The sequence below is a fragment of the Agromyces sp. NPDC056965 genome, assembly GCF_042673425.1.
Lineage (GTDB): Bacteria > Actinomycetota > Actinomycetes > Actinomycetales > Microbacteriaceae > Agromyces.
This window is the reverse complement of record NZ_JBHURI010000019.1, coordinates 16,372-39,477: the sequence shown is the minus strand read 5'-3', so window position 1 is coordinate 39,477 and position 23,106 is coordinate 16,372. Positions and strand designations below refer to the sequence as shown.

Genomic DNA, 23,106 nt, shown 5'->3' with positions numbered 1-23,106 from the left:
CGCACGCCATCCGGAGGCCACATGCCCGCGTTCCGCTCCCCCCTTCTCGCTGCGCCGTTCGCCGTCGTCCTGCTCCTCGCGGGGTGCGCGAGCGGCAGCGCCGCCGGACCCGCCGGCACCGATGCCGCAGGCGAGTCCGCCGCATCGGGGTACCCGCTCACGATCGACAACTGCGGCACCGACGTCACCTTCGACGCGGCGCCCGAGCGCGTCGTGACGATCAAGTCGTCGACCCTCGAGCTGCTGCTCGCCCTCGGCCTCGAAGGCCGCGTCATCGGCTCCGCGTTCAGCGATGGGCCGGTGCCCGAGGCGTACGCCGACGCCGCATCGGGCATCGACGTGCTCTCCGACAAGGTGCCGTCGCAGGAGGCGACGCTCGCGGCGGAGCCCGACCTCGTCTTCGCCGGCTGGGAGTCGAACCTCTCCGCCGAGGGCGCCGGCGACCGCGAGACGCTCGCGAAGCTCGGCGTTGCGAGTTACGTCGCCCCCGCGGCGTGCAAGGGCGAGGGCTACATGCCGAACCCGCTCACCTTCGACGAGGTCTTCCACGAGTTCGAGGAGGCCGGTGACATCTTCGACGTTCCGGATGCCGCGGCCGACCTGGTCGCGGCGCAGCGCGCCGAGCTCGAGGCGATCGAGCCGAACGCCGACGGCCTCACGGCGCTCTGGTACAGCTCGGGCGACGAGACGCCGTTCGTCGGCGCGGGCATCGGCGCCCCGCAGATGATCATGCAGGCCGCCGGTCTCGAGAACATCGCGGCCGACGTCGAGGACACGTGGACCTCGATGGGCTGGGAGGCGATCGTCGCCGCGAACCCCGACGTCATCGTGCTCGTCGACGCCCCGTGGAACACCGCCGAGCAGAAGATCGCGCACCTCGAGTCGAACGCCGCGACCGCGGCCCTGCCCGCCGTGCAGGAGCAGCGGTACCTCGTCGTCGACTTCCCCGCCACCGAGGCGGGCGTGCGCAACGTCGGCGCGGTCGCGTCGCTCGTCGAGCAGCTCGGAGCCCTCGGCTGATGACCGGCGTCACGGAGACAGGACGACCCGCCGGGTCGGCGCCCGGAACAGGTGACCCCGGTCGCTCGGGCGCGTCCGTTCCTGTTTCCGTGACGCGGCAGCGCGCCCGCCCGCGGGGGCGGGTGTGGCTCTGGGCCGTCGCGCTCGGCGCGGCGCTCGTGGCATCCGTCATCGCGGCCGTCACCATCGGGCCTGCCGGTCTCGCACCGGCCGACGTCGTCGCGAGCGTCGCGGCGCACCTCGGCATCGGCGAACCGACGCTCAGCCCGCTCCGCGACGGCATCGTCTGGGAACTCCGCATGCCGCGCGTGCTCACGGCCGCCGCCGTCGGCGCGGGTCTCGCCCTCTGCGGGGCCGTCATGCAGGCGCTGACGCGCAACCCGCTGGCCGACCCGTACCTGCTCGGCCTCTCGTCGGGCGCCTCCGTCGGCGCGGTGATCGTGATCGTGCTCGGCGTCGGCCTGCTGCTGCCCGTCGCCGCGTTCGCCGGCGCCCTCGCCGCGCTCGTCGCGACACTCGCGCTCGCGGGGGCCGCGGGTCGAGGGGCTGGCCGCTCGGGCGGGCTCTCCCCCACCCGCACCGTGCTCGCGGGGCTCGCCGTCTCGTCGATGTTCGGAGCGATCACGAGCCTCGTCATCTTCTGGAGCGCCACCGGCGACAGCTACCGCGAGATCCTCAACTGGCTGCTCGGCTCGCTCGCGGGCACCGACTGGGTCTCGGTCACGATCGCGGGCGGTGCGCTCGTCGCGATCGGCATCCCGCTCATCGCGAGCGCCCGCACGCTCGACGCCTTCGCGTTCGGCGACGCCGCGGCATCCGCCCTCGGCGTGCACGTCGGCCGCAGCCGGGTGCTGCTGCTCGGCGGCACCGCCCTGCTCACGGGCGCCCTCGTCGCCGTGAGCGGGTCGATCGGGTTCATCGGCCTCATCCTGCCGCACGGCGTGCGACTGCTCGTGGGGTCGCGCCACCGTGCGCTGCTGCCGCTGTCGGCGCTCGCCGGCGCCCTCTTCCTGGTCTGGGCCGACACGGCAGCGCGCACGCTCTTCGATCCCCGCGAGCTGCCGGTCGGCATCATCACCGCGCTCGTCGGCGGTCCGGTGTTCGCACTGCTCCTGATGCGACGGAGGGTCTCGTGACCGACGGACTCGGCCTCTCCCGCGTGCGCTTCTCGCGCACCGGCCGGCTCATCGTCGACGACGTCGACGTCACCGTGCCCGCGGGCTCACTCGGAGCCCTGCTCGGGCCGAACGGCGCCGGCAAGTCGACCCTCCTGCACCTCATCGCGGGCATCGAGCGGGCGGATACCGGTGCGCTCGCCTTCGCCGGCGGCGACCTCGCCGCGCTGCGCCGCCGCGACCGGGCGCGCCGCATCGCCCTCGCCGAGCAGGAGACGCACGACGCCCCCGAACTGCGAGTGCACGAGGTCGTCGCGCTCGGGCGCACCCCGCACCTCGGGCCGTGGTCGGGACTCGGCGAGCGCGACCACGTCGTCGTCGCGGAGTCGCTCGCGGCGCTCGGCCTCGAGCCGCTCGCGACGCGCGAGTACGCGACGCTCTCGGGCGGCGAACGCCAGCGGGTGAACCTCGCAAGGGCGCTCGCGCAGGAGCCCGAACTGCTCCTGCTCGACGAGCCGACCAACCACCTCGACGTGCGGGCGCAGCTCACGAGCCTCGAACTGCTCCGCACCCTCGCCGAGTCGGGTCGCACGGTGCTCGCGGCGCTGCACGACCTCGGCCTCGCTGCGGCGTACGCCGACCACGTCATCGTGCTCGACGGCGGCAGGGTCGTGGCGTCGGGCCCGCCGGCCGACGTGCTCGAACCGGGGCTCATCCGCGAGGTCTGGGGCGTCGAGGCCGAGGTGCTCGCGCACCCGTCGACGGGTCGGCCGCTCATCGCCTACTCGGGCGTCGCTGCGGCGCAACCACGGGAAGTCGCGCACGAGGCCCAACCGTAGGCACTCCGCCGGATCCGGTCGGGTGTCTCCTGCTCGAAGGCGGTACCGAAGTATCGGCCATTCACAACTGCGGCGGGTCCGATTCGACGCGATCGCGGGTGTTGCGAGCGATCTCCTCGGTCGCGGCCGCAATCCGACGCAGGGCGCCGATGACACTGATCATGGCGAAGAAGATGAAGAGTGCGAAGGCGACCACTAAGAAGTCCATGCGGCGAGCATAGGGGCGCTCGACCTCCCTCGAGCTCACGGCGGCGCGTAGCCTGAGGAGATGACGCGAACGGCCTACGAGGCGCAGCCTCGCGATCGACTGCTCGACGGCATCGCCGCGGAGTTCCTGCACAACGCACCGCGCGGTCGCCGGCTCATCGCGGTCGAGGGGTCGGCGATGGACGACGCGGCCCGCTTCGCCGACGACCTCGCGGCGGTGCTCGCCGCGCACGATCAGTCCGTCGTGCGCGCCTCGCTCGGCGACGTCGACGAAGTCGTGCTGCGCGCCGACACGATCGAGCCGTTCCGCGCGGGCGCGCTGCCCGGAGCATCCGACGACGCGGTGCTCGTCGTCGACGGGCGGCGCCTGCTCGACGGCGGAGCACGCGGCATCTGGCACTTCTCGCTGTGGCTGCTCGCGGGTGACGAGCTGCCGCACTCCGGGGCATCCGTCATCGTCGACGTCACCGATGCCGCATCGCCGAAGCGCTTCTTCTACGACTACTGCGCCCTGCCGCCGAGCGTGAACTGAGCGAGCGGATGCCTCACGAGAGCACGTCCTTCGTCAGCATACGACTCACGGCGAGTGCCCCGAACACGACCACGTAGCCGGCCTGCAGCACGGCGTTGTCGAGGAACGAGTCCCAGACGGGCGGCTCGCGGAGCAGGTCGGCGAAGCCCAGCCAGTACTGCGTGAACAGCCACGGATGCAGCCACTCGAGCTGCGGCAGCGCCCCCATGATCTGCGAGACCACGGCCAGGATGGCCGTCGCGGCCATCGCCCCGACCGGCACCGTCGTGAGCGTCGACAGGAACAGTCCGATCGCCGACATGCCGAGCAGCGACACGGTGACGTAGGCGGCGATGGCGAGGAACCGCAGCAGTCCCTCGCCGACACTCACCGTCGCCCCCGAGAGCAGCGTCACCGGTCCGACGGGAAACAGCGCCCAGCCGACGAGGCTGCCGACGACCACGACCGTGAGCGTCGCCGCCGCGCAGAACGCGGCGGTCGCCGCGTACTTCACGACGAGCAGGCGAACCCGCCCCGCCGGAGCGATGAGGAGGTAGCGCAGCGTGCCGTGACTCGCCTCGCCGGCGATGGTGTCGCCCGCGACGACGCCGATCGTGAGCGGGAGGAACAGCGGCATCGCCACGACCATCGCGGTGAGCCCGACGAACAGCCCGTTCTCGGTGATCTGCCCGAGGAACGCCGGGCCACGACCGCTCGGGGCGTCGCCCGCGACCCGGATCGCCACGGCGATGAGGATCGGGATGAGCGCGAGGGCGCCGAGGAGCGCCCACGTGCGACGACGACGGAAGAGCGTGAGCACCTCCGAGGCGAAGAGCGAGAGGGTGCCGCCGCGGGCCGGTTCGCGTGCACCCTCACTGGACAACGTCGAACCCCTCGCCCGTGAGCTCGACGAACCGCTGCTCGAGGCTCGCCCGTTCGACCTCGAAGCCGCGCACCCGCACACCATCGGCGACGAGCGCGGTGACGACGGCCTCGGGCGCGACCTCCGACGACCCGATACGGGCCGCGACCAGGTCGTCGCCGGCATCGTCGAGGCCCCCGTCGACCTGCATGCCGAGCCGCTGCAGCACCCGGCGCGCCGCCGCAGCGTCGGGCGTGCGCACGAGCACGCGCGCCTCACCGGTGTCGCGGAACTCCGCGAGCGTGCCCTGCGCCACGAGCCGCCCGGCGCTCATGACCCCGACATGCGAGCACACCTGCTCGACCTCGGCCAGCAGGTGGCTCGAGACGAACACGGTCGTGCCGTCGTCGGCGAGCGAGCGGATGAGCGATCGCACCTCGCGAGTGCCCTGCGGGTCGAGTCCGTTCGTGGGCTCGTCGAGCACGAGCAGTTCGCGGCGCATGAGCAGGGCGTTGGCGATGCCGAGCCGCTGCTTCATGCCGAGCGAGTAGGCGTGGACCTTCTTGCCGCCCGCGTGCGAGAGCCCGACGCGATCGAGCGCCTCGTCGACGCGTGCCGCCCGCGTTCGTCGGGGCGCGTGCCGGTCTGCGGCGTCGAACCGTCGCAGGTTCGAGACCCCCGAGAGGTACGGCGAGAACGCCGGACCCTCCACCAGCGCACCGACCCGGGGCAGCACCGAGTCGACGTGCCGCGGCATGTCGGCGCCGAGCACCCGGGCGCCGCCGGCGCTCGCCCCGACGAGGCCGAGCAGCATGCGGATCGTGGTGGTCTTGCCCGATCCGTTCGGGCCGAGGAATCCGAAGACCGCGCCGCGCGGCACCGCGAGATCGACGCCGTCGACCGCGAGCTGCGAGCGGAAGCGCTTCGTGAGTCCGTGCGTCTCGATCGCGAGATCGCGCCGGTCGGAGTCGACCGCGTCGGCGGGGTCGGCCGCGTCGACCGCAGCCGCGGCCTCGGGCGATCCGCCGCTCAACGACCGCTCGCGGCGACGTCGAGCAGGCGGTCGACGGTGACGGCGCCCGCGAGCACGCGCCCGTCGTCGGTGAAGAGCACGGTCGCGAGCGAGGTCTGCAGGACGCGCCCGCCGTCGACCGGCTCGGCGAGGGTGCCGAGCAGCGCGGATGCCTCGGCGCCGAACCCGCCCGTGCCGTCAGCGCCCGCCGCACCGGGGGCCGCCGCCGGCAGCACGACCACGGCCGACCAGCCTTCGCCGACGACGTCGGGCTGCGGCATCCGATCGCTCGCCTCGCCGCCGGCTGCTGCATGCTCGGCCCGCAGCTGCTCGAGCTCGGCGAGCGTGGGGATCGGCACCTGGTGCTCGGTCACCGTGGTGCCGTCGGGCGGCGTGAATGCGAACACCGACGCATCGGGCGTGTCGAACGACACCTCGGTGAAGCCCACGCTGAACGCGGGCTCCGAAGCCCCGCTCGCCGTCACCGACGCGGCGAGCGCGACGCCCGTCTCGCCGTCGATCGCCACCGAGATCTCGCCGACCAGGGTGTCGGCGTCACGCGGTTCGAGCACGAGCTCGTAGACCTCGCGGCCCGCGACGCGGGAATCGGTGCCGACGCTCACCTCGGTGGTCTCGTCGAGCTTCGCGAGCGCCTGGTCGAGCACCTCCTCCGGCGTCGGCAGCGGCGTGCCGAGTTCGGCTTCGAGCCGGTCGCGTGCTTCGTCGGCGGTCGCCTCGGCTTCTGCCTCGACCTCGGCCTTCAGGGCGTCGAGCGCGGCCCTATCGACCGTGACATGCGTGGCCGCCTGCTCGGCGGAGTCGTAGATCCACGCGCCGTCGGCAGACAGGTAGACGTCGCGTTCGGCGAGCGGGTCGAGCACCTGCAGGCGGGCATTCTCGCCGTCGACGTACACGCGCGCGGTGTGCGTTCCGGTCGCGAGCGAGATCAGGTCGTCGAGGTCCGTGGCGGATGCCGCGTCAGCGGCGGCATCGCCGCCGGTCGTGCCGCCGGGACCGCCTGCGCCGCCGCCCGCACCGCCCATCGCCCCGGTGAGCCCCGAGAGGTCGGGGAGCCCGAGCTCGGAGGTCTGCTCGATGGTGCCTGAGAGGGCGTCGACCTCGCTCGCATCCGCGAACTCGAGCAGCTCGGCGGGAGTCAGGTCGGGAAGGTCGACGGCCGCGTTCGCCTGCAGCGGCACGACCACGACGGCGACGCCGATCGCGATCGGCGCGGCGATGGCGGGGATCCAGCGGCTCAGCCGACGGGACGCCCGGGTGCCGTCTTGGGCGCGCATGCGCTCAGGCTACGCCGAGTGACGTCATCCGTCATCAATCGGCGGTGAACGCACAGGATCCGGGGCTCTCGGCCCGGACTGGCTGGGCTCGCCCGTGGCGATCAGGGGACGGATCTACGGGCAGCGCGCGGTGATCGACGACACGGTCACCGGCGACGGCGAGCCGTTCCACAGCCACGAGTCGTACGTCACGAGATACGGGGCCCCGTACCCGCCGTCCGTGCTGCATCGGTAGATGTTCGGGCTGTTCGCCGTCTTGATGTAGCCGTAGATCGATCTGGTCGGCGACGGAGATCCGACCGCGAGCCACTCCGCGTAGCTGACGTGACGGTCGTTCACGCGAGGCCGAAGATCGTCTTGGAACGGCCCGATGTAGATCGCCGACGGGTTCGTCTGGTACGAGATCACATGGCTCCCGGTGACGAGTCCGACGCGCGGCGTCGGACTGCCGGCGGCGACCCACTCCGGGTACGTGATCGCGCGTGCGGCCACGTATGGATACGAACTCACGTACACGGTGTCCGACCACGGGTACTTCTCATATCGCTCACCCGATGCCTGCGCTGCGGTCGGGGCGACGATCGCGAGCACCGCGGCCAAGGTGACGGCACTCGCGCCCGCGAAGCCCGCGCGTCGAACCGAACGTCGCGTTGCGCGAATCTTCATGCTGCCTCCAAGTAGGAATCCGAAGACCCGGATCGAGGTCGCCGACGATCACTCTAACCGTGCGAGAGAGTCGACTTCGGTCGCCGCTCGCTCAGAGCGCCCGCAGGCGGGGCGCCAGGTCGCGCGCGAAGAGCTCCTGGAAGCGCGCCTGGTCGTGACCGGGCGCGTGGAAGACGAGGTGGTTGAACCCGGCGTCGACGTAGGTCTTGATCGAGGCCACGACCTCGTCGGGGTCGCTGCCGACGATCCATCGCTTGGCGATCTGCTCGATCGGCAGCGCGTCGGCGGCCCGCTCCATCTCGACGGGGTCGGTGATGTCGTGCTTCTGCTCGGGGCTCAGCGAGAGCGGCGACCAGAACCGCGTGTTCTCGAGCGCAGCAGTGGCGTCGGTGTCGTACGAGAGCTTGATCTCGATCATGCGGTCGAGGTCATCGAACGACCGGTCGTCGCCGCGCGCGGCGAGCCCCTCCTTCACGGCGGGGATGAGCTGCTCGGTGTAGAGCTCCATGCCCTTGCCCGAGGTGCAGATGAATCCGTCACCCGCACGCCCCGCGTACTTCGCGACGGTCGGGCCGCCCGCGGCGATGTAGACGGGCACCGGGACATCCGGCCGGTCGTAGATCGACGCGTCGTGGGTCGAGTAGTACTCGCCCTCGAAGCTCACCTGCTCGTCGTCGGTCCAGAGCGCGCGCATGAGGCGCACCGACTCCCGGAGCCGCGCGAAGCGCTCGCGGAATTCGGGCCAGTCTTGTTCGCCGGCACCGCGGAAGCCCGTGGCGATCTCGTTCAGCGCCTCGCCCGTGCCGAAGCCCGCGATGATGCGCCCCGGGTAGAGGCAGCCGAGGCTCGCGAACGCCTGCGCGAGCACGGCCGGGTTGTAGCGGAACGTCGGCGTCATGACGCTCGTGCCGATGCGGATCGTCGAGGTGCGTTCGCCCACGGCGGCCATCCAGGTCAGCGAGAAGGGCGCATGACCGCCGTCGTGCCGCCACGGCTGGAAGTGGTCGCTCGTGAACACCGACTCGAAGCCGTTGGCTTCGGCCGCGACCGCGATCTCGACGAGCTCGCGCGGGGCGAACTGCTCGGCTGAGGCCTTGTATCCGAGGGTGAGCGTCATGCTTCGATCCTCGCACGCCACGCGCCGCTCGGCACCGCACGGAGTGCGACCGGCAGCGCATCGAGCACGTGATCGCCGCGGCCGCTAGGGAGCGCCGGCACCGCCGCGCAACGGGATCCGCGCCGCGGCGGCGCGCGTGTTCGGCCCGACGCCGAGCGAGACCGCCTCGACGAGCGCCTCGATCGTGTCGACGTCGCGCCGCAGGCGGGCGGATGCCTCGAGCTCCACGAACCCCGCTGCGGCATGCCGTGCGGCCGAGTCGATGCCGAAGTGCGGCGCGAGGTGCACGCCTTCAGCGGCGGTCGCGAGCGTCGTGCCGGTGCCGTCGGCATCGCGGACGAAGGCGAGCGGATGCCGCGACGCGCCCTCGAGCGCCGCGTCGAGCTCCTCGGGCGCGAGGGCCGGCAGGTCGCCGAGCAGCACGGCGACCGGCCGGAACCCGGCCTCCTCGTCGCCGGCCCTGGCATGGGCGATGCCGTACGCGATCGCGGGCCCGAGCCCCCGCGGCCCGTCGGCGGGTTCGGCCAGGAACTCGGCCCCGCCCGCGAGTGACGGATCGTCGCCGACCACGACGACGCGCACGACCGATCGGGCCGCGAGCACCGCGGCGATCGTGTCGAGCGCGAACGCCCGCGCGAGCGCCTCGCGCTCGGCCGGCGAGACGGCCGCCGCCAGCCGCGTCTTCGCGCCGGCCGGCGCCTTCACGGGGATCACGACGGTCCAGGCCGTCGGCCGGGCGATCGCCCCGCGTGCTGGAGTCGACTCGCCGCCGCGGGTCACGCGCGGAGCCCCGGCAGCACGTCGCGACCGAAGACCTCGAGGAACGCGGCCTGGTCGCGGCCGGCGTTGTGCAGGTAGATGCGGTCGAAGCCGAGGTCGAGGTGGCGCTGGATGTCGGCGCGATGCACGTCGGGGTCGGCCGAGACGAGCATGCGCCCGGCGAAGTCCTCGGGGCGCACGGTCCTGGCCAGCTGCTCGAACTCGAAGGGCGAGCGGATGTCCCCGCGCGGGATTCGGAGCCCGCCGTTCGGCCACTCGGTGAGCGCGCCGCGCATCGCCTCCTCGTCGGTGGGCGCCCACGAGAGGTGCAGCTGCAGCACCTTCGGCATGCGCGAGGCATCGCGGCCGGCCTCGCGTGCGCCCTCGCGGAAGCGGGTCAGCAGGGCGGCGAGCTTCTCGGCGGGTGCCCCGATCGTGATCATGCCGTCGACGGTGCGGCCCGCACGCTTCGCGGTCACGGGCCCCGAGGCGGCGACGAGGATCTCGGGCGCGACCGCCGGCATCGTCCAGAGCCGGGTGGCCTCGAGCTTGAAGTGCTGGCCGGCATGGCGCACATCGCGCCCGGCGAGTGAACCGGCGAAGAGCTTCTTGATCACGTCGACCGCCTCGAACATGCGGTTGATGCGGTCGGGCGCCTCCGGCCAGTACGGCCCGACGACGTGTTCGTTGAGCGCCTCGCCGGAACCGAGGCCGAGCCAGTGCCGCCCCGGATGCATCGCCGCGAGCGTCGCGCTCGCCTGGGCGACGACGGCCGGATGCATCCGGAACCCCGGCGTGGTCACGCCCGGGCCGAAGTCGCCGCGCGTGCGTTCGCCGATCGCGCCGAGCACGCTCCAGACGAACGAGGACTCGCCCTGCGCGGGGATCCAGGGCTGGAAGTGGTCGCTCGCCATCACCCCGGTGAACCCGTGCGACTCGGCGAGCGCGCTGAGCGCGACGGCCTCTGCGGGCGGGAACCGCTCGAGCATGGCGGCGTAGCCGATGTGTGCTGACACGACTCCATCTTCGCGCGTCGGCAGGCGCTCGCGCGCCGGCGGGCGGGTCACTCCGCGGCGGCCAACGGCCCCTCGGACTGCGACTCGTCGAAGCCGTCGCGGTAGCCCTCGTTGTACGCCTCGTCGGCGCCGACGCGGAAGAGGTCGCGCTCGGCCGGGCGCTGGATCGAGCGTGCACCCGGCAGGTCGAGGTCGCCGACGAAGTGCCCGAGCCCGCGCACCACCGCGACGGGCACTCCCGACGACTTGCCCTTCACGAGCTCGGCGGCGCCCGCGATCTCGTCGGCGACGCACGGCATGGTGACGGCGAGGGGCTTGCCCGAGGCATCCGTCGACCCGCGCAGGTCGTCGAAGACGTGCACGCCGGCCGCGCCGATCGCGAGGTCGGTCTGGCCCTCGCGCCACGGCCTGCCGAGCGTGTCGGAGAGGATGACGCCGACATGGGCGCCGGTCAGCGCGCGGATGCCGGTGGCGAGCGCTCGCGCGGAGGCGTCGGGGTCCACCGGGAGCAGCAGCACCGTGCCGTCGGGCGTGTTCGACGCGTCGACGCCGGCAGCGGCACCGATGATGCCCTGGCGGTTCTCGACGATGCGGGTCACGCCGCCGTCGTACTCGCGGCTCGCGACGACCCGCACGGTCTCATCCGTGATGGCCTGCTCGCGGTCGACGGCCGCGACGATGCGCCCTTCGGCCTTCGAGACGATCTTCGAGGTGATGACGAGGATGTCGCCGTCTTCGAGCGCCGCCGCGTCGACGATGAGCGCGGCCAGGTCGGCGCCCTTCACGATCTCGGGCAGGCCCTCGACGCCTTCGATGCTGAACTTCACGGCCACCCCCGGGATCTCGCGTACGTCGATCTTCGCAGCTTCGGGTGCCGGGCCGCCAGAACCTGCCCGACCGGAACACCGTGCGCTACGCTCCCCGCATGGCCACCGACGGCAGCGACCCCTCGGTCGACGACCGAGACGACGGGCGCGACGAGACCCGCATCGAGCGCCTCGATCGCAACTGGAACGACATCCTGCAGGAGCTGCGGGCGACGCAGACCGGCACCCAGATCATGACGGGTTTCCTGCTCGCGGCGGCGTTCCAGCCCCGCTTCCTCGACCTCGACGGCTACGAGCTCTGGCTCTACCTCGTGCTCGTCGCGCTCGCGTGCGCCGCGACCCTGCTCGGCCTCGCGCCCGTGATCCTGCATCGCCAGTTGTTCGGACTCCGGCAGAAGGAGCAGATCGTGCGCCGCGGCAACCGACTGCTGCGGGCGCACCTGCTCGTGGCGACGCTGCTCGCCGTCGGCGTCGCCGGATTCATCTTCGAAATCGCGCTCGGCCGCATCGCGGGCTTCATCGCACTCGGCGCAGCGCTCGTCGCCGCCGCCCTGCTCTGGGTCGTGGTGCCGCGTCTCGCGAATCGGCGATCGTGAGCGCGGTGGCGAGAGCGGGCTGAACTCCCGCTCGAACGACGACCACGGACCACCGGCCCTTCCGTGTCGCCGCGCCCGAATAGGCTTGACGACATGCGCATCGCCACCTGGAACGTCAACTCGATCCGCGCCCGCGTGGCGCGCACCGTCGATTGGATGGTGCGCGAAGACGTCGACGTGCTCGCGATGCAGGAGATCAAGTGCAAGCCCGAGCAGTTCCCGATCGAGGCGTTCGAGGAGGCCGGCTACGAGGTCGCGATCCACGGGCTGAACCAGTGGAACGGCGTCGCGATCGCGAGCCGCTCGCCGATCGGCGAGGTCGAGACCTCGTTCCCCGGCATGCCGGGCTTCCTGAAGGGGCTCGAGGGCCCCGACCAGCCGCAGGAGGCGCGCGCGATCGGCGCGACCGTCAACGGCGTGCGGGTGTGGAGCCTCTACGTGCCCAACGGCCGTTCGCTCGGCGACCCGCACTACACGTACAAGCTCGACTGGCTCGCGGCGCTGACCGAGTACACGCGCGCCGAGACATCCGCTCGGCCCGAAGTGCCGTTCGCGCTCATGGGCGACTTCAACATCGCCCCGCTCGATGAGGACAACGGCGACCCCGCGGTCGTCGAGGGCCAGACGACGCACGTCTCCCCGGCCGAGCGGCAGGCGTTCTTCACGCTCGAGAACGCGGGAGTGACCGACGTCGTGCGCCCGCGCATCCCCGAGGGCTACACCTACTGGGACTACAAGCAGCTGAAGTTCCCGCGCAACGAGGGGCTGCGCATCGACTTCATCCTCGGGTCCGCGGCCTTCGCCGAGGCCGTGACGGATGCCTCGATCCACCGCAACGAGCGCAAGGGCGACGCCCCGAGCGACCACGTGCCCGTGCTGGTCGAGCTTGCGATCGGCGATGACGACGACGACCGACCGATGATCTTCTAGCGCCGGCGCCTTGACCGGCGCAGCCGTTCGCCGCCTCGGTCGATACAGCCTTTCGTGAATACACGATCTGCTGTATCGTCGCCCTCGTGACCGAGACGGCGACCCTGACCCACACCGCGGCGCTCGCGCGCCTCGGGCACGCGCTCTCCGACGAGACCCGCGCCCGCATCCTGCTCTCGCTCCGCGAAGCGCCCGCATACCCGTCGGACCTCGCGGAGTCCCTCGGCGTCTCGCGGCAGGTCATGTCGAACCAGCTCGCGTGCCTGCGCGGCTGCGGCCTCGTCGAGGCGGTGCCCGACGGGCGGCGCACCTCGTACCGCCTGGCGGGCGAGCACCTCGCGCCGGCCCTCGGCGACCTGCTCCGACTCGTGCTCGTCGTCGATCCGGCGTGCTGCTCGAGCGAGGGGTGCACCTGCGCATGACTTCCGTGCCGCTCACGCCCGGACCCCGCGAACCGCTCGCACCGCTCGCCCCCGAGCGCCGTACCGTGCTCGTGCGACGGATCCGGCTCATCGTCGCGGCGACCATCACGTACAACGTGATCGAGGCGATCGTCGCCCTCGCCGCGGGCACGGTGGCGTCCTCGGCGGCGCTCATCGGCTTCGGCCTCGACTCGATCGTCGAGGTGCTCTCGGCCGCCGCGGTGGCCTGGCAGTTCGCCGCCCCCGACCCGCACCGGCGCGAACGCGCCGCCCTGCGCCTCATCGCCGTCTCGTTCTTCGGCCTGGCGCTCTTCGTCTCGATCGACGCGGCCCGTGCCCTGCTCGGCGCTTCGGAGCCCGAGCACTCCCCCGTCGGCATCGTGCTCGCCGCGGTGAGCCTCGCGGTCATGCCATTGCTGTCGTGGTTCGAACGCCGCACCGGGCGCGAACTCGGTTCGGCCTCCGCCGTCGCCGACTCGAAGCAGACCCTGATCTGCGCCTACCTGTCGGCCGCGCTGCTCGCGGGGCTCCTGCTCAACAGCCTGCTCGACTGGGCATGGGCCGACTCCGTCGCCGCCCTCGTCATCGCCGCCTTCGCGGTGCGCGAGGGCATCGAGGCCTGGCGCGGCGACGCCTGCACGGTACCGGTCGCGGTGCTGACGGGCGAGCGCGAGGCCGAGCACGACGAGCACGACGACTGCTGCTGAGCTGGCCGGCGGTTCCTCCGCCTCCCAGCCTGCGGCGATACGCTCGAACACGTGACCAGCTCCCCCGACCGCCTCGCAGCCGGCCCCTTCACGGGCGTGACGCTCGGCGGCCGCTACCGCCTCGACGGACTCATCGGCCGCGGCGGCATGGCGAGCGTCTATCGCGGCGAAGACCTGAGCCTCGGTCGCCGGGTCGCCGTGAAGGTGTTCGCCGAAGCGGCCGAGGGCATCGACGACGCCGCGCGGCGGCGCTCGGAGACGGCACTGCTCGCGAGCGTTGAGCACCGCGCGCTCGTGCGCCTCTACGACGCCGCGCACGACGCGGGCATCGATCGCGAGTACCTCGTCATGGAGCTCGTCGACGGCCATGACCTGCGGAAGACCCTGCAGGCCGGCCCGGTCGGCGCAGCGGATGCCGCGTGGCTCGCCGCCGACCTCGCCGAGGCGTTGCACGTGATCCACGCGCGCGGCATCGTGCACCGCGACGTCAAGCCCGCGAACGTGCTGCTCGCCCCCTCGCACCTGCCCACCCGCAGTTGGAACCCGAAGCTCGCCGACTTCGGCATCGCCCGGCTCATCGACGACGCACGCCTCACTCGAACGGGCGCGTACGTCGGCACGCCGGGCTACCTGAGCCCCGAGCAGGTCGGCGGCCGGGCCCCCGGCACCGCGTCCGACATCTACTCGCTCGGTCTCGTGCTGCTCGAGGCGCGCACCGGGCTGCCGGCCTTCCCCGGCACGGCGTACGAGGCGACGGCGGCACGCCTCGTGGCCGACCCCGAGATCCCCGCCGAGCTCGGCGCCGACTGGGTCGAGCTGCTCCGCGGAATGACCGCGCGCGAGGCATCCGCCCGACCGACCGCGCTCGACGTCGCGATGGCCGCCGGGCGGCTGTCGACGGCGCCGGACATGGCCGCCACCACGCAGATGGATGTCGCGGCGACGGCGGTGCTCGAGGCATCCGATGCCCCCACCCTCGTGCTCGGCTCCCCCGAGGCGGACGACGGCGCGGTCGCCGCCCGTGCGGTGGCCGCGGCGTTCCAGCCCGCCCCGGCCCCGTCACGACGCTGGGTGCGTCCGACGATCGCCGTCGGGCTGCTCGTCGTCATCGCGATCGGCATCGCGCTGCTCGTGCCACCCGTGATCGCGAGCCTCACCCAGCCGCAGACGGCTCCCACCGAGACGCTGCCGACCGTGCCCGGCGAGCTCGGCGTGCATCTCGAGCAGCTCGAGGAGGCGGTGACACGATGACGCCCGCACGACTCCGCACCGCGATCGGCGGCGGTCTCCTGGCCGGGTCGCTCGTGTTCGGCCTGGCCGGCTGCGGTCAGGCCCCCGAGGCGGTGAGCGCCGATCTCCACTCCTCGGTCGTGCAGGTCGCGAAGCGAGCGGCGAGCGGCGACTACCTCGGCGCGATCGCCGCCCTCGCCCTGCTCGAGAACGACGTGACCGCGGCCGTCGACTCGGGCGCCATCGGCGAGGAGCAGGCCGCCGACATCCGCGAGGCGATCGCCCTGGTGCAGGCCGACCTCGAGGCGGCCGAGGCCGCCGATTCCGTCACGCCGACGCCGACGCCGTCGGATGACGACGACGACAACCGCGGCCCGGGCAACAACAACGGCAACAAGGACAAGAAGGACAAGAAGAACGAGCAGGGCGACGACGACTGAGCGCTCGCCCGAAGCGCACGCGCGACCCGCAAGTGCGTAGTCTCGTGGGATGCCCACGCTCACCGTTCCCGGCGCTGAACTCCACTACGAGTCGGCGGGCCGCGCATCCGCCCCTGCGCTGCTCCTCATTCCGGCGGGCATCGCGACGCTGCGCATGTGGGACGAGCAGATCGACGCCCTCGCCGAAGACCACTTCGTCGCCAGGTTCGACCCGCGGGGCTTCGGGGGCACGCGCCATGACGAGGCGGTGCCGTTCGCGAATCACGCCGATGCGGTGGCGGTGCTCGATCACCTCGGCATCGCCGAGGCGACCGTGATCGGGGCGAGCCGCGGCGGACGCATCACGCTCGACACCGCACTCGCCTTCCCCGACCGCGTGCGCGGCGTCGTGACGATCGGTTCGGAGCCGAGCGGGTATCCCGACCTGCCGCTGACCGACGAGGAGCAGCGACGCTTCGACGAGATCGAGGCGATCGACCCGGCGATCGATGCGGCGCTGCTGATGCGGCTCGAGGCGGACGTCTGGGCGGTGGGGCCGACTCGCACCGAGGCCGACGTCGACCCCGCGTTCGTTCGACGGGCGCACGAGCTGAACGCCCCGAATGCCGCGCACGCGACCGACGACGGCACCGTGCTCCGGCTCGAACCGCCGGCGTACGAGCGCCTGGGCGACATCCGCGTTCCCGCGCTCGTCACCGTGGGCGAGTACGACCTCAGCATCGAACTCGCGGCGTACGACCACCTGCTCGCGCACCTGCCGAGCGCGACGGGCGTGCGCTTCGACGGCACCGCGCACCTGCCGAGCGTCGAGCGCCCCGAGGAGTTCACGCGCGCGCTGCTCGACTGGCTCGAACGGCACGGGCTCTGACGACGCTCAGCGCCGGTGCTGCTCGACCGGCTCGAACGATACGGGCTCTGACGACGCTCAGCGCCGCCCGGTGAACCGCTCCATCGAGCGGTAGACGCCGAAGCCGTCGCCGACGACCAGGTCGAACACGCGCGTCGGCAACAGCGCTCGGAGTGCCCGTGAGAAGCGGACGCTCCTCGGCAGCTCGAGCAGGGGCCGGCCGTCGAGCATCGCCCGCCAGACGCGATCGACGACGTACTCGGGGTCGAGCACCGGCGCGAGCACCGGGCCGCGAGCGCCGGCGAACATGCCGGTCGCGATGTAGCTCGGCGTGACCGTGGTCACCTTGACGTTGCCGTGGTCGGACTGCTCGAGCTCGAGGCGCAGCGAATCGCTCCAGCCGATGAGCGCCGCCTTGGATGCGGCGTAGACCGCCATGCGGGGGTTCGCGAGCGTGCCGGCCGCGCTCGCGACGTTCACGATGCGTGCCGCGCGGTACGCGTTCGAGATCATGCCGGGCAGGAACTCGCGCGCGATGTACATCGGCGCGAGCGCGTTGACCTGCATCGTCGTGCGGGTGTCGTCGCCGTTGTCGGTGTTCCAGAAGTAGCGGTTGCCTCGAACGATGCCGGCGTTGTTGATCAGCACGTCGGGGTTGCCGACCTCGCGCCGCACCCGCTGCGCGGTCTTCGCGATCGCGCCGAGGTCGCCGACGTCGACGACGTACGACTGGATGCGCGTGCGCCCGCGCGAGATCGCGCCGAGCTCGTCGACGGCGCGGGCGAGCGCGGCCGCGTCGCGGTCCCAGAGCGTGACGGATGCCGCGTGCTCGGCCACGGCCCGCTCTGCGTACATGCGGCCCATGCCGCCCGCGGCTCCGGTGATCAGCACACTGGCACCGCGAACCGTTCTCGTCATCCGTCCATTCTCGCCCACGCCCGCGCTCGCCGGGCCCGGTGCGGTGCTGCGCTGTGATGCGATGCGATGCGCCCTGTGCATCGGCAGGTGAAGACCGAACGGGGTGCCGGGTCGCAGGAAGTTCGAGCATCGGCGGAGCGGCCGAGGAATTCCCGTATTACGTCCCGGGTCGGGCCCGCCTGACAGCGTTCCCTGCGATGGATAGCGTCGAACCACCCCATCCACCACGGCCCGTCGAGGAGGCGCCATGACCGCGGCATCCGTCTCGTTCCGCGCCCTCGGTCGCGCCTTCGACACGACGGCCGGCCGCCGCCAGGTGCTGCGCGACATCGACCTCGAGGTCGGAGCGGGTGAGATCGTCGCGATCCTCGGCCCGAGCGGGTGCGGCAAGTCGACGCTCCTCCGCATCGCGGGAGGGCTCGACCACGCGAGCGCCGGCACGGTCGCGGTCGACGGCACCGCCGTCGCGGCCTTCGACCCGCGCTCGGCCGTCGGCTTCCAGGAGCCGCGGCTGCTGCCGTGGCGCACCGTCGCCGGCAACGTCGCACTCGGGCTGCCGCGCGGCACGTCGAAGTCCGCCGGCCGCGACAAGGTGGCACGGCTCATCGAGCTCGTCGGCCTCGCCGACTTCGCCGGTCATCGCCCGCGCGAAATCTCGGGCGGCATGGCCCAGCGCACCTCGCTCGCCCGGGCCCTCGCCCGCAACCCCGGCGTGCTGCTGCTCGACGAGCCGTTCGGCGCGCTCGACGCGCTCACCCGGCTGAAGATGCAGGACCTCCTGCTCGACGTGCACGCCGCCGCGCCCACGACGGTGCTGCTCGTCACGCACGACGTCGACGAGGCGCTGCAGCTCGCCGACCGGGTCATCCTGCTCGGCGACGACGGTGAACGGCCCGGCGCCGACATCCGCCAGATCGTCGTCGTGCCGGGCTCCCGGCCGCGCGACCGCGGTTCGGCCGAGCTCGCCGAGCTGCGCGGGCGCCTCCTCGACGGCCTCGGCATCGACCGGCACGGTGCCGCCCGCGGCATCGAGGCCACCACGACCATCCCGCACTACCCGTTCTGACCGGCGCGCACAGCAACGCGGCGCCACCACCGAAGCCACCACCATTGAAGGAGTCCCCCGTGCCACGCACCCCGTTCCTCCGTTCCGCGCTCGTCGCGGGCGCGGCCGCCGCCGCCCTGCTGCTCTCCGGCTGCGTCGCCGGCGAGGGCCAGGCGGCCGAACCCGAGCCCGCCGAGACCGGCGAGGCCGTGTCGCTCGAGGGCCAGACCCTCAACATCGACTTCGCGACCTACAACCCGCTGAGCCTCGTCATCAAGGACCAGGGCTGGCTCGAAGACGCCGGCCTGACGGTCAACTGGGTGCAGTCGGCCGGGTCGAACAAGGCCAACGAGGCCCTCCGTGCCGGAGCGATCGATGTCGGCTCGACCGCCGGCTCGGCCGCGCTGCTCGCGCGTTCGAACGGCTCGCCCATCCAGGTGATCGACATCTACTCGCAGCCCGAGTGGGCGGCCCTCGTGGCGCCCGACGGCTCGCCGATCACCTCGGTCGAAGACCTGAAGGGCAAGCAGGTCGCGGCGACCAAGGGCACCGACCCCTACTTCTTCCTGCTGCAGTCGCTCGAGGCCGAGGGCCTCTCGGCCGACGACATCGTCGTGCAGAACCTGCAGCACGCCGACGGATGGGCCGCCCTGCAGAACGGTTCGGTCGACGCGTGGTCGGGGCTCGACCCGATCATGGCCGGCGCCGAGGAGCAGGGTGCGACCCTCTTCTACCGTAACGTCGACTTCAACAGCTACGGCTTCCTGAACGCGACCGAGTCGTTCATCGCCGAGAAGCCCGAGGTCGCGCAGGCCGTCATCGACGCCTACGAGCAGGCACGCGCCTGGGCTGCGGAGCACCCCGAGGAGACCGCGCAGATCCTCGCCGACGTCGCGGGCCTCGACCTCGCCGTCGCGACGAAGGTCATCGAGGAGCGCTCGAACCTCGACGTCGACCCCGTGCCGGGCGACGCCCAGGTCGAGGTGCTCGGAAAGATCGGCCCGATCTTCGTCGAACTCGGCGACGTCGCCACGCAGGCGCAGGTCGACGAGGCGCTCGAGACGATCATCAACGACACCTTCGTCACGAAGGCCGACGCGAGCCGCTTCGAGTAGGAGACGACGATGACGGATGCCTCGCACACGACGCTCTCGACGGGCGCGGCGATCCACGACGGCACTGCCGTGCGGGTCGCCGTGAACGGCGGTTCGACGTCGATCGCGGCCGGCCACGAGGCATCCGTCACCTCGCCCGACGGCGGTCGCCCGCGGGCCCGCCTCGTCGACCGCCGCTGGTTCCGCATCGTCGGCGGCGCGCTCATTCCGCTGGCGCTGCTCGGCATCTGGCAGTGGGTCTCGACCTCGGGGCTCGTGCCGCTCTCGCAGCTGCCCTCCCCAGAGATGGTCTGGCTCGCCGCGGTCGACCTCGCCCAGCGCGGCGTGCTCGGCCTCTACGTCGCCATCTCGACCCAGCGCGTGTTCCTCGGCTTCGCCTTCGGCGCCGCGGTCGGGCTCGCGCTCGGCGCCGTCGTCGGACTCTCGCGGCTCGCCGACGTCCTGCTCGCCCCGACGCTCGGCGGCATCCGCGCGGTGCCGTCGCTCGCGTGGATCCCCCTGCTCATCCTCTGGTTCGGCATCGGCGAGGACTCCAAGGTCATCCTCATCGCGATCGGCGCGTTCTTCCCCGTCTACACGATCGTCTCGGCGTCGCTGCGGCACGTCGATCGCCAGCTCATCGAGGCCGGTCGTGCGTTCGGTCTGCACGGCCCGGCGCTGTTCGCCACCGTGCAGTTGCCCGCGGTCGTGCCGTCGGTGCTCTCGGCGCTGCGGCTCGCCCTCGCGCAGTCGTGGCTGTTCCTCGTCGCGGCCGAGCTCATCGCGTCGTCGATGGGGCTCGGATTCCTCCTCAACGACTCGGGGCAGAACGGGCGCATCGACCGCATCTTCCTCGCGATCATCCTGCTGGCGCTCCTCGGCAAGCTCACCGACTCGGTGCTGGCGCTCATCGAGCGCTGGGCGGTTCGCCGCTGGGCCTAGCCTTCCCGACGCCGCCCTGTCATGGCACCATGGGCGGATGACCGACGACGTCCGACTCCGCCCCAAGACCGACGCAGAGACCGCTGCCTGGCTGCCCGTCGCGATGGCGGCGTACGAGCAGGCGCGTCGGGTCGCGGGCGACGACGCCGAGCAAGCGGCCGCCGGTCGGCGCGCTTCGGAGGAGCAGTACTTCCCCGATGGCCGCCTCGTCGACGGACACGCGCTCTTCACGATCGAGGCCGATGGCGACGACGCCGGCTGGCTCTGGGTCGGCCCGATGGCCGACCCCGCCAACTGGTACGTCTACGACGTCGAGGTCCACGAGTCGCACCGGCGGCGCGGACTCGGCGCCCGCGCGATGCGGCTCGCCGAGGAGGTCGCGCGCGAGCACGGCGCGGTGAACCTGCGACTGAACGTCTTCGGCTACAACACGCCGGCGATCCGCCTCTACGAGGGGCTCGGCTACGAAACGGCGGCGCTCCACATGCAGAAGGCGCTCTGACGAACCCCGGCGTGCCGGTCAGTCGGCGAGGTGGATCACCTCGACGCGGTCGCCCGGCCCGGCGATGATGACGACGCGCTTCGCGGCGACGCCCGCGAGCGCCGCGACGACCGCCTGCGGACTGGGGCGCCGTGCGCCGGCCTCGCCGGGCGACCCGGCGTCGGGCTCTGGTGCGGCCCCGGCTTCGGGCTCGAGCTCGACCGCGGGCTCGGCACTCCGCCAGACGCTGACGGAAGCGCCGGTGGCGCGGATCGCCTGCTCGATCTCCGTCGTCTGGCCGCCGGCCACGAGGATGACCCGGCCGACGCGCTGATCGGGAGCCAGCCCCGCTGCGGCGATCACCGACCGGTCGCGACGCCACACGGCGAAGTGGTACCCGAACACGAGCACGGTGGCGACGAGCAGGCCGAGCGGAGCACGCACCTCGTCGATCAGGCTCGCGCCACTCGTCGAGGCGAGGCCGAACGCGAAGAGCTGGAAGCCGATCACGAGCAGCGTGATGAGCGCGACGATCGCGCTCAGTCCGAACACCGTCACGAGGTAGACCCGACGGCCGGGGTAGGCGATCTCCGCCGGTTCGACGTGGGCGGTCGGCCGCCAGCTGAGCCACCAGACGGGACCCCCGACGACGAGCGCACTGATGCCGCCGAGGAGGAGCGAGCGGGCGTCGGATGACGCGAGCGGGTTCACGAGCGCCGCGAGCACGCTGTTCACGATGATGCCGATGCCCGTTGCCGCGCCGATGAGACCGACCCCCGACATGACGAGCATGCTCGCCCGGCGTGTGCCGTCGGACCGGCCGGCCGCGATCTGGCGGTGGTAGGTCCACACGAGCGCGCCGACGAGCGACGAGGCGAGCGCGGCCCCCAGCGGACGCAGGATTTCACCGGCGGGCGCGCTGCCGTCGAAGGCGATGCGAAGCCCGACCCACAGCGACGTGCCGAGCCCGCCGAGCATCAGCAGGCCTGCGGCCATCACGCCGACGACCACGAGCGCCACGGCGGCGAGGCCCGTGCCGAGGTGCTTCGCACCCTCGCGGTACCAGTGCCACCACCAGATGACCGCGCCGGCCACCGCCCAGATGAACCCGTCGACCGTCAACTGCTCCCACGGGCTTCCGGCGATCGCGGACTCGGAGACCTCGCGGATCGCCGTGTCGAACAGTGTGCCGAGGGCGTTGACGGCGCCGCCTGCGCCGACGACGAGTCCGAAGACGGACCCCGCGACCGCGGGCACCGTCTGCAGCCGAACCGGATGCTTCGCCGGATGCCGCCACATCCACCGATGCCACACCCAGACGAGGGTCCAGGTGACGAAGGCTGCGAAGGTGCCGGGCTGCCGGTCGCCGTCGACCAGCGATGCCGCCGTGCCGACGAGCGTCGAGGTCGCCACGACGAGCGCCACCGTGTACATGGCCGCCAAGTAGAGGCCCCAAGCGAGCGATGCACGCTCGGCGTCGTCGCGGAGCCGTCGCCAGACCGACAACCACAGCACGGCCGCGAGCGGCCCGCCGATGAGCGCGAACGCGAGCGAGCGAGCGAGGTCGAGGGTGCCGCCGAACACCAATTCGCTGCCGACGCCGAGCAGACGCTCGAGCAGGCCGGCGATGCCGATCGCGGCGATCGTGACGAGGGCGAAGAGGAGCGAGTAGACGATCAGGCGGCGAACGGTGCCCTGCGCGGTGCTCATCACTGCACCTCCTCGGGTTCGCAGATCGTGAGCGGCCAGGGTGTCGACTCGATGAGCCAGCCGCCCCCGCTCCTGACGAGTTCGAACTCGGCCTTCTCCTCGTAACTCGGGGAGTCGAACGGCCCGGCGTCGTAGGTGGTGGTGATGAGCACCTGCACCTCGGCGGCGTCATCGCGCTGCGTCGTCGAGACATGGGTGACGCGCAGGTCTTGGGAGTCGCCGCCGTCGAACTCGCGGCACGGGTCGCCGAGCTCGGGAACGAGGTACTCGATCGCAGCGGCTTCGTCGCCGTCGATCACCGCAGCCGAGTACCGCTGCACCGCGCCTTCGGGAGTGGACTCGTCGAGGAGCGGGGGCGCACCTCGCGTGAACACGACGACGAGCGCGACGACGATGAGCACGCCGATGACGGAGAGGATCACGATGAGCGTGCGATTCGACCCTGTTGCGGGCCGCTCCGGGGGTTCCACCATGCACACATCATGGCGCACGCCGAGC

At 72.3% G+C, this 23,106-nt stretch carries 27 protein-coding genes; 15 read left to right on the top strand and 12 right to left on the bottom strand.

The window, feature by feature from the left end; all coding sequences use genetic code 11:
- Positions 1-21 precede the first annotated feature (21 nt).
- From ACFTQE_RS07065 to ACFTQE_RS07055, 3 genes are read left to right on the top strand one after another with little or no spacing between them, the layout of a single operon-like run.
- Entirely contained in the window at positions 22-1,020 is a 999-nt protein-coding gene (locus tag ACFTQE_RS07065) for a putative F420-0 ABC transporter substrate-binding protein (protein WP_376924371.1), read from the top strand.
- Positions 1,020-2,156 (top strand): putative F420-0 ABC transporter permease subunit, encoded by a 1,137-nt coding sequence (locus ACFTQE_RS07060; RefSeq protein ID WP_376924370.1) that lies wholly within the window; start codon positions 1,020-1,022, stop codon positions 2,154-2,156. The genes ACFTQE_RS07065 and ACFTQE_RS07060 overlap by 1 nt, the downstream gene beginning before the upstream one ends.
- Positions 2,153-2,974, top strand: a complete 822-nt coding sequence (locus ACFTQE_RS07055; RefSeq protein ID WP_376924369.1) for an ATP-binding cassette domain-containing protein — start codon at positions 2,153-2,155, stop codon at positions 2,972-2,974. Before ACFTQE_RS07060 ends, ACFTQE_RS07055 begins: the two co-directional genes overlap by 4 nt.
- A gap of 61 nt (positions 2,975-3,035) precedes the next feature.
- Here ACFTQE_RS07055 and ACFTQE_RS07050 read toward each other — a convergent pair whose 3' ends face one another.
- The gene (locus tag ACFTQE_RS07050) at positions 3,036-3,182 is read right to left on the bottom strand and encodes a hypothetical protein (protein WP_376924368.1); all 147 of its coding nucleotides are present in this window, start codon (positions 3,180-3,182) and stop codon (positions 3,036-3,038) included.
- Positions 3,183-3,242: 60 nt separating this feature from the next.
- Between ACFTQE_RS07050 and ACFTQE_RS07045 the strand changes: the two genes are divergently transcribed.
- Entirely contained in the window at positions 3,243-3,713 is a 471-nt protein-coding gene (locus ACFTQE_RS07045) for a hypothetical protein (RefSeq protein ID WP_376924367.1), read from the top strand.
- A 13-nt stretch (positions 3,714-3,726) separates the two neighbouring features.
- On the opposite strand, the gene ACFTQE_RS07040 is transcribed toward ACFTQE_RS07045, so the two are convergent.
- The 8 genes from ACFTQE_RS07040 to cofE all read right to left on the bottom strand — a co-directional run bounded on the left by ACFTQE_RS07040 (position 3,727) and on the right by cofE (position 11,246).
- Positions 3,727-4,575, bottom strand: a complete 849-nt coding sequence (locus tag ACFTQE_RS07040) for an ABC transporter permease (protein WP_376924366.1) — start codon at positions 4,573-4,575, stop codon at positions 3,727-3,729.
- The gene (locus ACFTQE_RS07035; protein ID WP_376924386.1) at positions 4,565-5,500 is read right to left on the bottom strand and encodes an ABC transporter ATP-binding protein; all 936 of its coding nucleotides are present in this window, start codon (positions 5,498-5,500) and stop codon (positions 4,565-4,567) included. The genes ACFTQE_RS07040 and ACFTQE_RS07035 overlap by 11 nt, the downstream gene beginning before the upstream one ends.
- 83 nt (positions 5,501-5,583) lie before the next feature.
- Entirely contained in the window at positions 5,584-6,861 is a 1,278-nt protein-coding gene (locus ACFTQE_RS07030) for an outer membrane lipoprotein carrier protein LolA (RefSeq protein WP_376924365.1), read from the bottom strand.
- Between the two features lie 114 nt (positions 6,862-6,975).
- Positions 6,976-7,527, bottom strand: coding sequence for a hypothetical protein (locus ACFTQE_RS07025; protein WP_376924364.1), 552 nt, complete (start codon positions 7,525-7,527; stop codon positions 6,976-6,978).
- 91 nt (positions 7,528-7,618) lie between these two features.
- Positions 7,619-8,644 carry a glucose-6-phosphate dehydrogenase (coenzyme-F420) gene (fgd, locus tag ACFTQE_RS07020; protein WP_376924363.1) on the bottom strand — a complete coding sequence of 342 codons (1,026 nt, stop codon included), beginning with the start codon at positions 8,642-8,644 and terminating at the stop codon, positions 7,619-7,621.
- A gap of 84 nt (positions 8,645-8,728) precedes the next feature.
- A complete protein-coding gene (cofC, locus tag ACFTQE_RS07015; RefSeq protein WP_376924362.1) occupies positions 8,729-9,424 on the bottom strand; it encodes a 2-phospho-L-lactate guanylyltransferase in 696 nt (231 codons plus the stop codon).
- Positions 9,421-10,419, bottom strand: a complete 999-nt coding sequence (locus ACFTQE_RS07010; protein WP_376924361.1) for a TIGR03557 family F420-dependent LLM class oxidoreductase — start codon at positions 10,417-10,419, stop codon at positions 9,421-9,423. The genes cofC and ACFTQE_RS07010 overlap by 4 nt, the downstream gene beginning before the upstream one ends.
- A 47-nt stretch (positions 10,420-10,466) precedes the next feature.
- Complete coding sequence (gene cofE / locus ACFTQE_RS07005; RefSeq protein ID WP_375835943.1) at positions 10,467-11,246, bottom strand: coenzyme F420-0:L-glutamate ligase; 780 nt, start codon at positions 11,244-11,246, stop codon at positions 10,467-10,469.
- A gap of 98 nt (positions 11,247-11,344) precedes the next feature.
- Between cofE and ACFTQE_RS07000 the strand changes: the two genes are divergently transcribed.
- The 7 genes from ACFTQE_RS07000 to ACFTQE_RS06970 all read left to right on the top strand — a co-directional run bounded on the left by ACFTQE_RS07000 (position 11,345) and on the right by ACFTQE_RS06970 (position 16,439).
- Entirely contained in the window at positions 11,345-11,842 is a 498-nt protein-coding gene (locus tag ACFTQE_RS07000) for a DUF6328 family protein (protein WP_376924360.1), read from the top strand.
- Positions 11,843-11,935: 93 nt separating this feature from the next.
- Entirely contained in the window at positions 11,936-12,772 is an 837-nt protein-coding gene (locus ACFTQE_RS06995; RefSeq protein ID WP_376924359.1) for an exodeoxyribonuclease III, read from the top strand.
- Positions 12,773-12,858: 86 nt separating this feature from the next.
- Positions 12,859-13,194 carry an ArsR/SmtB family transcription factor gene (locus tag ACFTQE_RS06990; protein ID WP_376924358.1) on the top strand — a complete coding sequence of 112 codons (336 nt, stop codon included), beginning with the start codon at positions 12,859-12,861 and terminating at the stop codon, positions 13,192-13,194.
- Positions 13,191-13,901 carry a cation transporter gene (locus ACFTQE_RS06985; RefSeq protein WP_376924357.1) on the top strand — a complete coding sequence of 237 codons (711 nt, stop codon included), beginning with the start codon at positions 13,191-13,193 and terminating at the stop codon, positions 13,899-13,901. Before ACFTQE_RS06990 ends, ACFTQE_RS06985 begins: the two co-directional genes overlap by 4 nt.
- 51 nt (positions 13,902-13,952) lie before the next feature.
- Positions 13,953-15,152, top strand: coding sequence for a serine/threonine-protein kinase (locus tag ACFTQE_RS06980; protein WP_376924356.1), 1,200 nt, complete (start codon positions 13,953-13,955; stop codon positions 15,150-15,152).
- Positions 15,149-15,571: a hypothetical protein gene (locus ACFTQE_RS06975; RefSeq protein WP_376924355.1), complete on the top strand. Its 423-nt coding sequence runs from the start codon at positions 15,149-15,151 to the stop codon at positions 15,569-15,571. The genes ACFTQE_RS06980 and ACFTQE_RS06975 overlap by 4 nt, the downstream gene beginning before the upstream one ends.
- Positions 15,572-15,620: 49 nt before the next feature.
- Positions 15,621-16,439, top strand: a complete 819-nt coding sequence (locus ACFTQE_RS06970; RefSeq protein WP_376924354.1) for an alpha/beta fold hydrolase — start codon at positions 15,621-15,623, stop codon at positions 16,437-16,439.
- A gap of 57 nt (positions 16,440-16,496) precedes the next feature.
- Here ACFTQE_RS06970 and ACFTQE_RS06965 read toward each other — a convergent pair whose 3' ends face one another.
- Complete coding sequence (locus ACFTQE_RS06965; protein ID WP_376924353.1) at positions 16,497-17,336, bottom strand: SDR family oxidoreductase; 840 nt, start codon at positions 17,334-17,336, stop codon at positions 16,497-16,499.
- A 247-nt stretch (positions 17,337-17,583) separates the two neighbouring features.
- Between ACFTQE_RS06965 and ACFTQE_RS06960 the strand changes: the two genes are divergently transcribed.
- The 4 genes from ACFTQE_RS06960 to ACFTQE_RS06945 are packed head-to-tail and all read left to right on the top strand — an operon-like array spanning position 17,584 to position 20,919.
- On the top strand, positions 17,584-18,402 hold the full coding sequence (locus ACFTQE_RS06960) for an ABC transporter ATP-binding protein (protein WP_376924352.1): 819 nt from the start codon (positions 17,584-17,586) through the stop codon (positions 18,400-18,402).
- 59 nt (positions 18,403-18,461) lie between these two features.
- Positions 18,462-19,496: an aliphatic sulfonate ABC transporter substrate-binding protein gene (locus ACFTQE_RS06955; protein ID WP_376924351.1), complete on the top strand. Its 1,035-nt coding sequence runs from the start codon at positions 18,462-18,464 to the stop codon at positions 19,494-19,496.
- A 9-nt stretch (positions 19,497-19,505) separates the two neighbouring features.
- Positions 19,506-20,417, top strand: a complete 912-nt coding sequence (locus tag ACFTQE_RS06950; protein ID WP_376924350.1) for an ABC transporter permease — start codon at positions 19,506-19,508, stop codon at positions 20,415-20,417.
- A gap of 37 nt (positions 20,418-20,454) precedes the next feature.
- A complete protein-coding gene (locus ACFTQE_RS06945; RefSeq protein ID WP_376924349.1) occupies positions 20,455-20,919 on the top strand; it encodes a GNAT family N-acetyltransferase in 465 nt (154 codons plus the stop codon).
- Positions 20,920-20,937: 18 nt separating this feature from the next.
- Here the strand turns inward: ACFTQE_RS06945 and ACFTQE_RS06940 are convergent, their stop codons facing one another.
- Both ACFTQE_RS06940 and ACFTQE_RS06935 read right to left on the bottom strand, forming a co-directional pair.
- Complete coding sequence (locus tag ACFTQE_RS06940) at positions 20,938-22,608, bottom strand: DUF5671 domain-containing protein (protein ID WP_376924348.1); 1,671 nt, start codon at positions 22,606-22,608, stop codon at positions 20,938-20,940.
- Positions 22,608-23,081 (bottom strand): hypothetical protein, encoded by a 474-nt coding sequence (locus ACFTQE_RS06935; RefSeq protein WP_376924347.1) that lies wholly within the window; start codon positions 23,079-23,081, stop codon positions 22,608-22,610. The genes ACFTQE_RS06940 and ACFTQE_RS06935 overlap by 1 nt, the downstream gene beginning before the upstream one ends.
- Between the last annotated feature and the right edge of the window lie 25 nt (positions 23,082-23,106).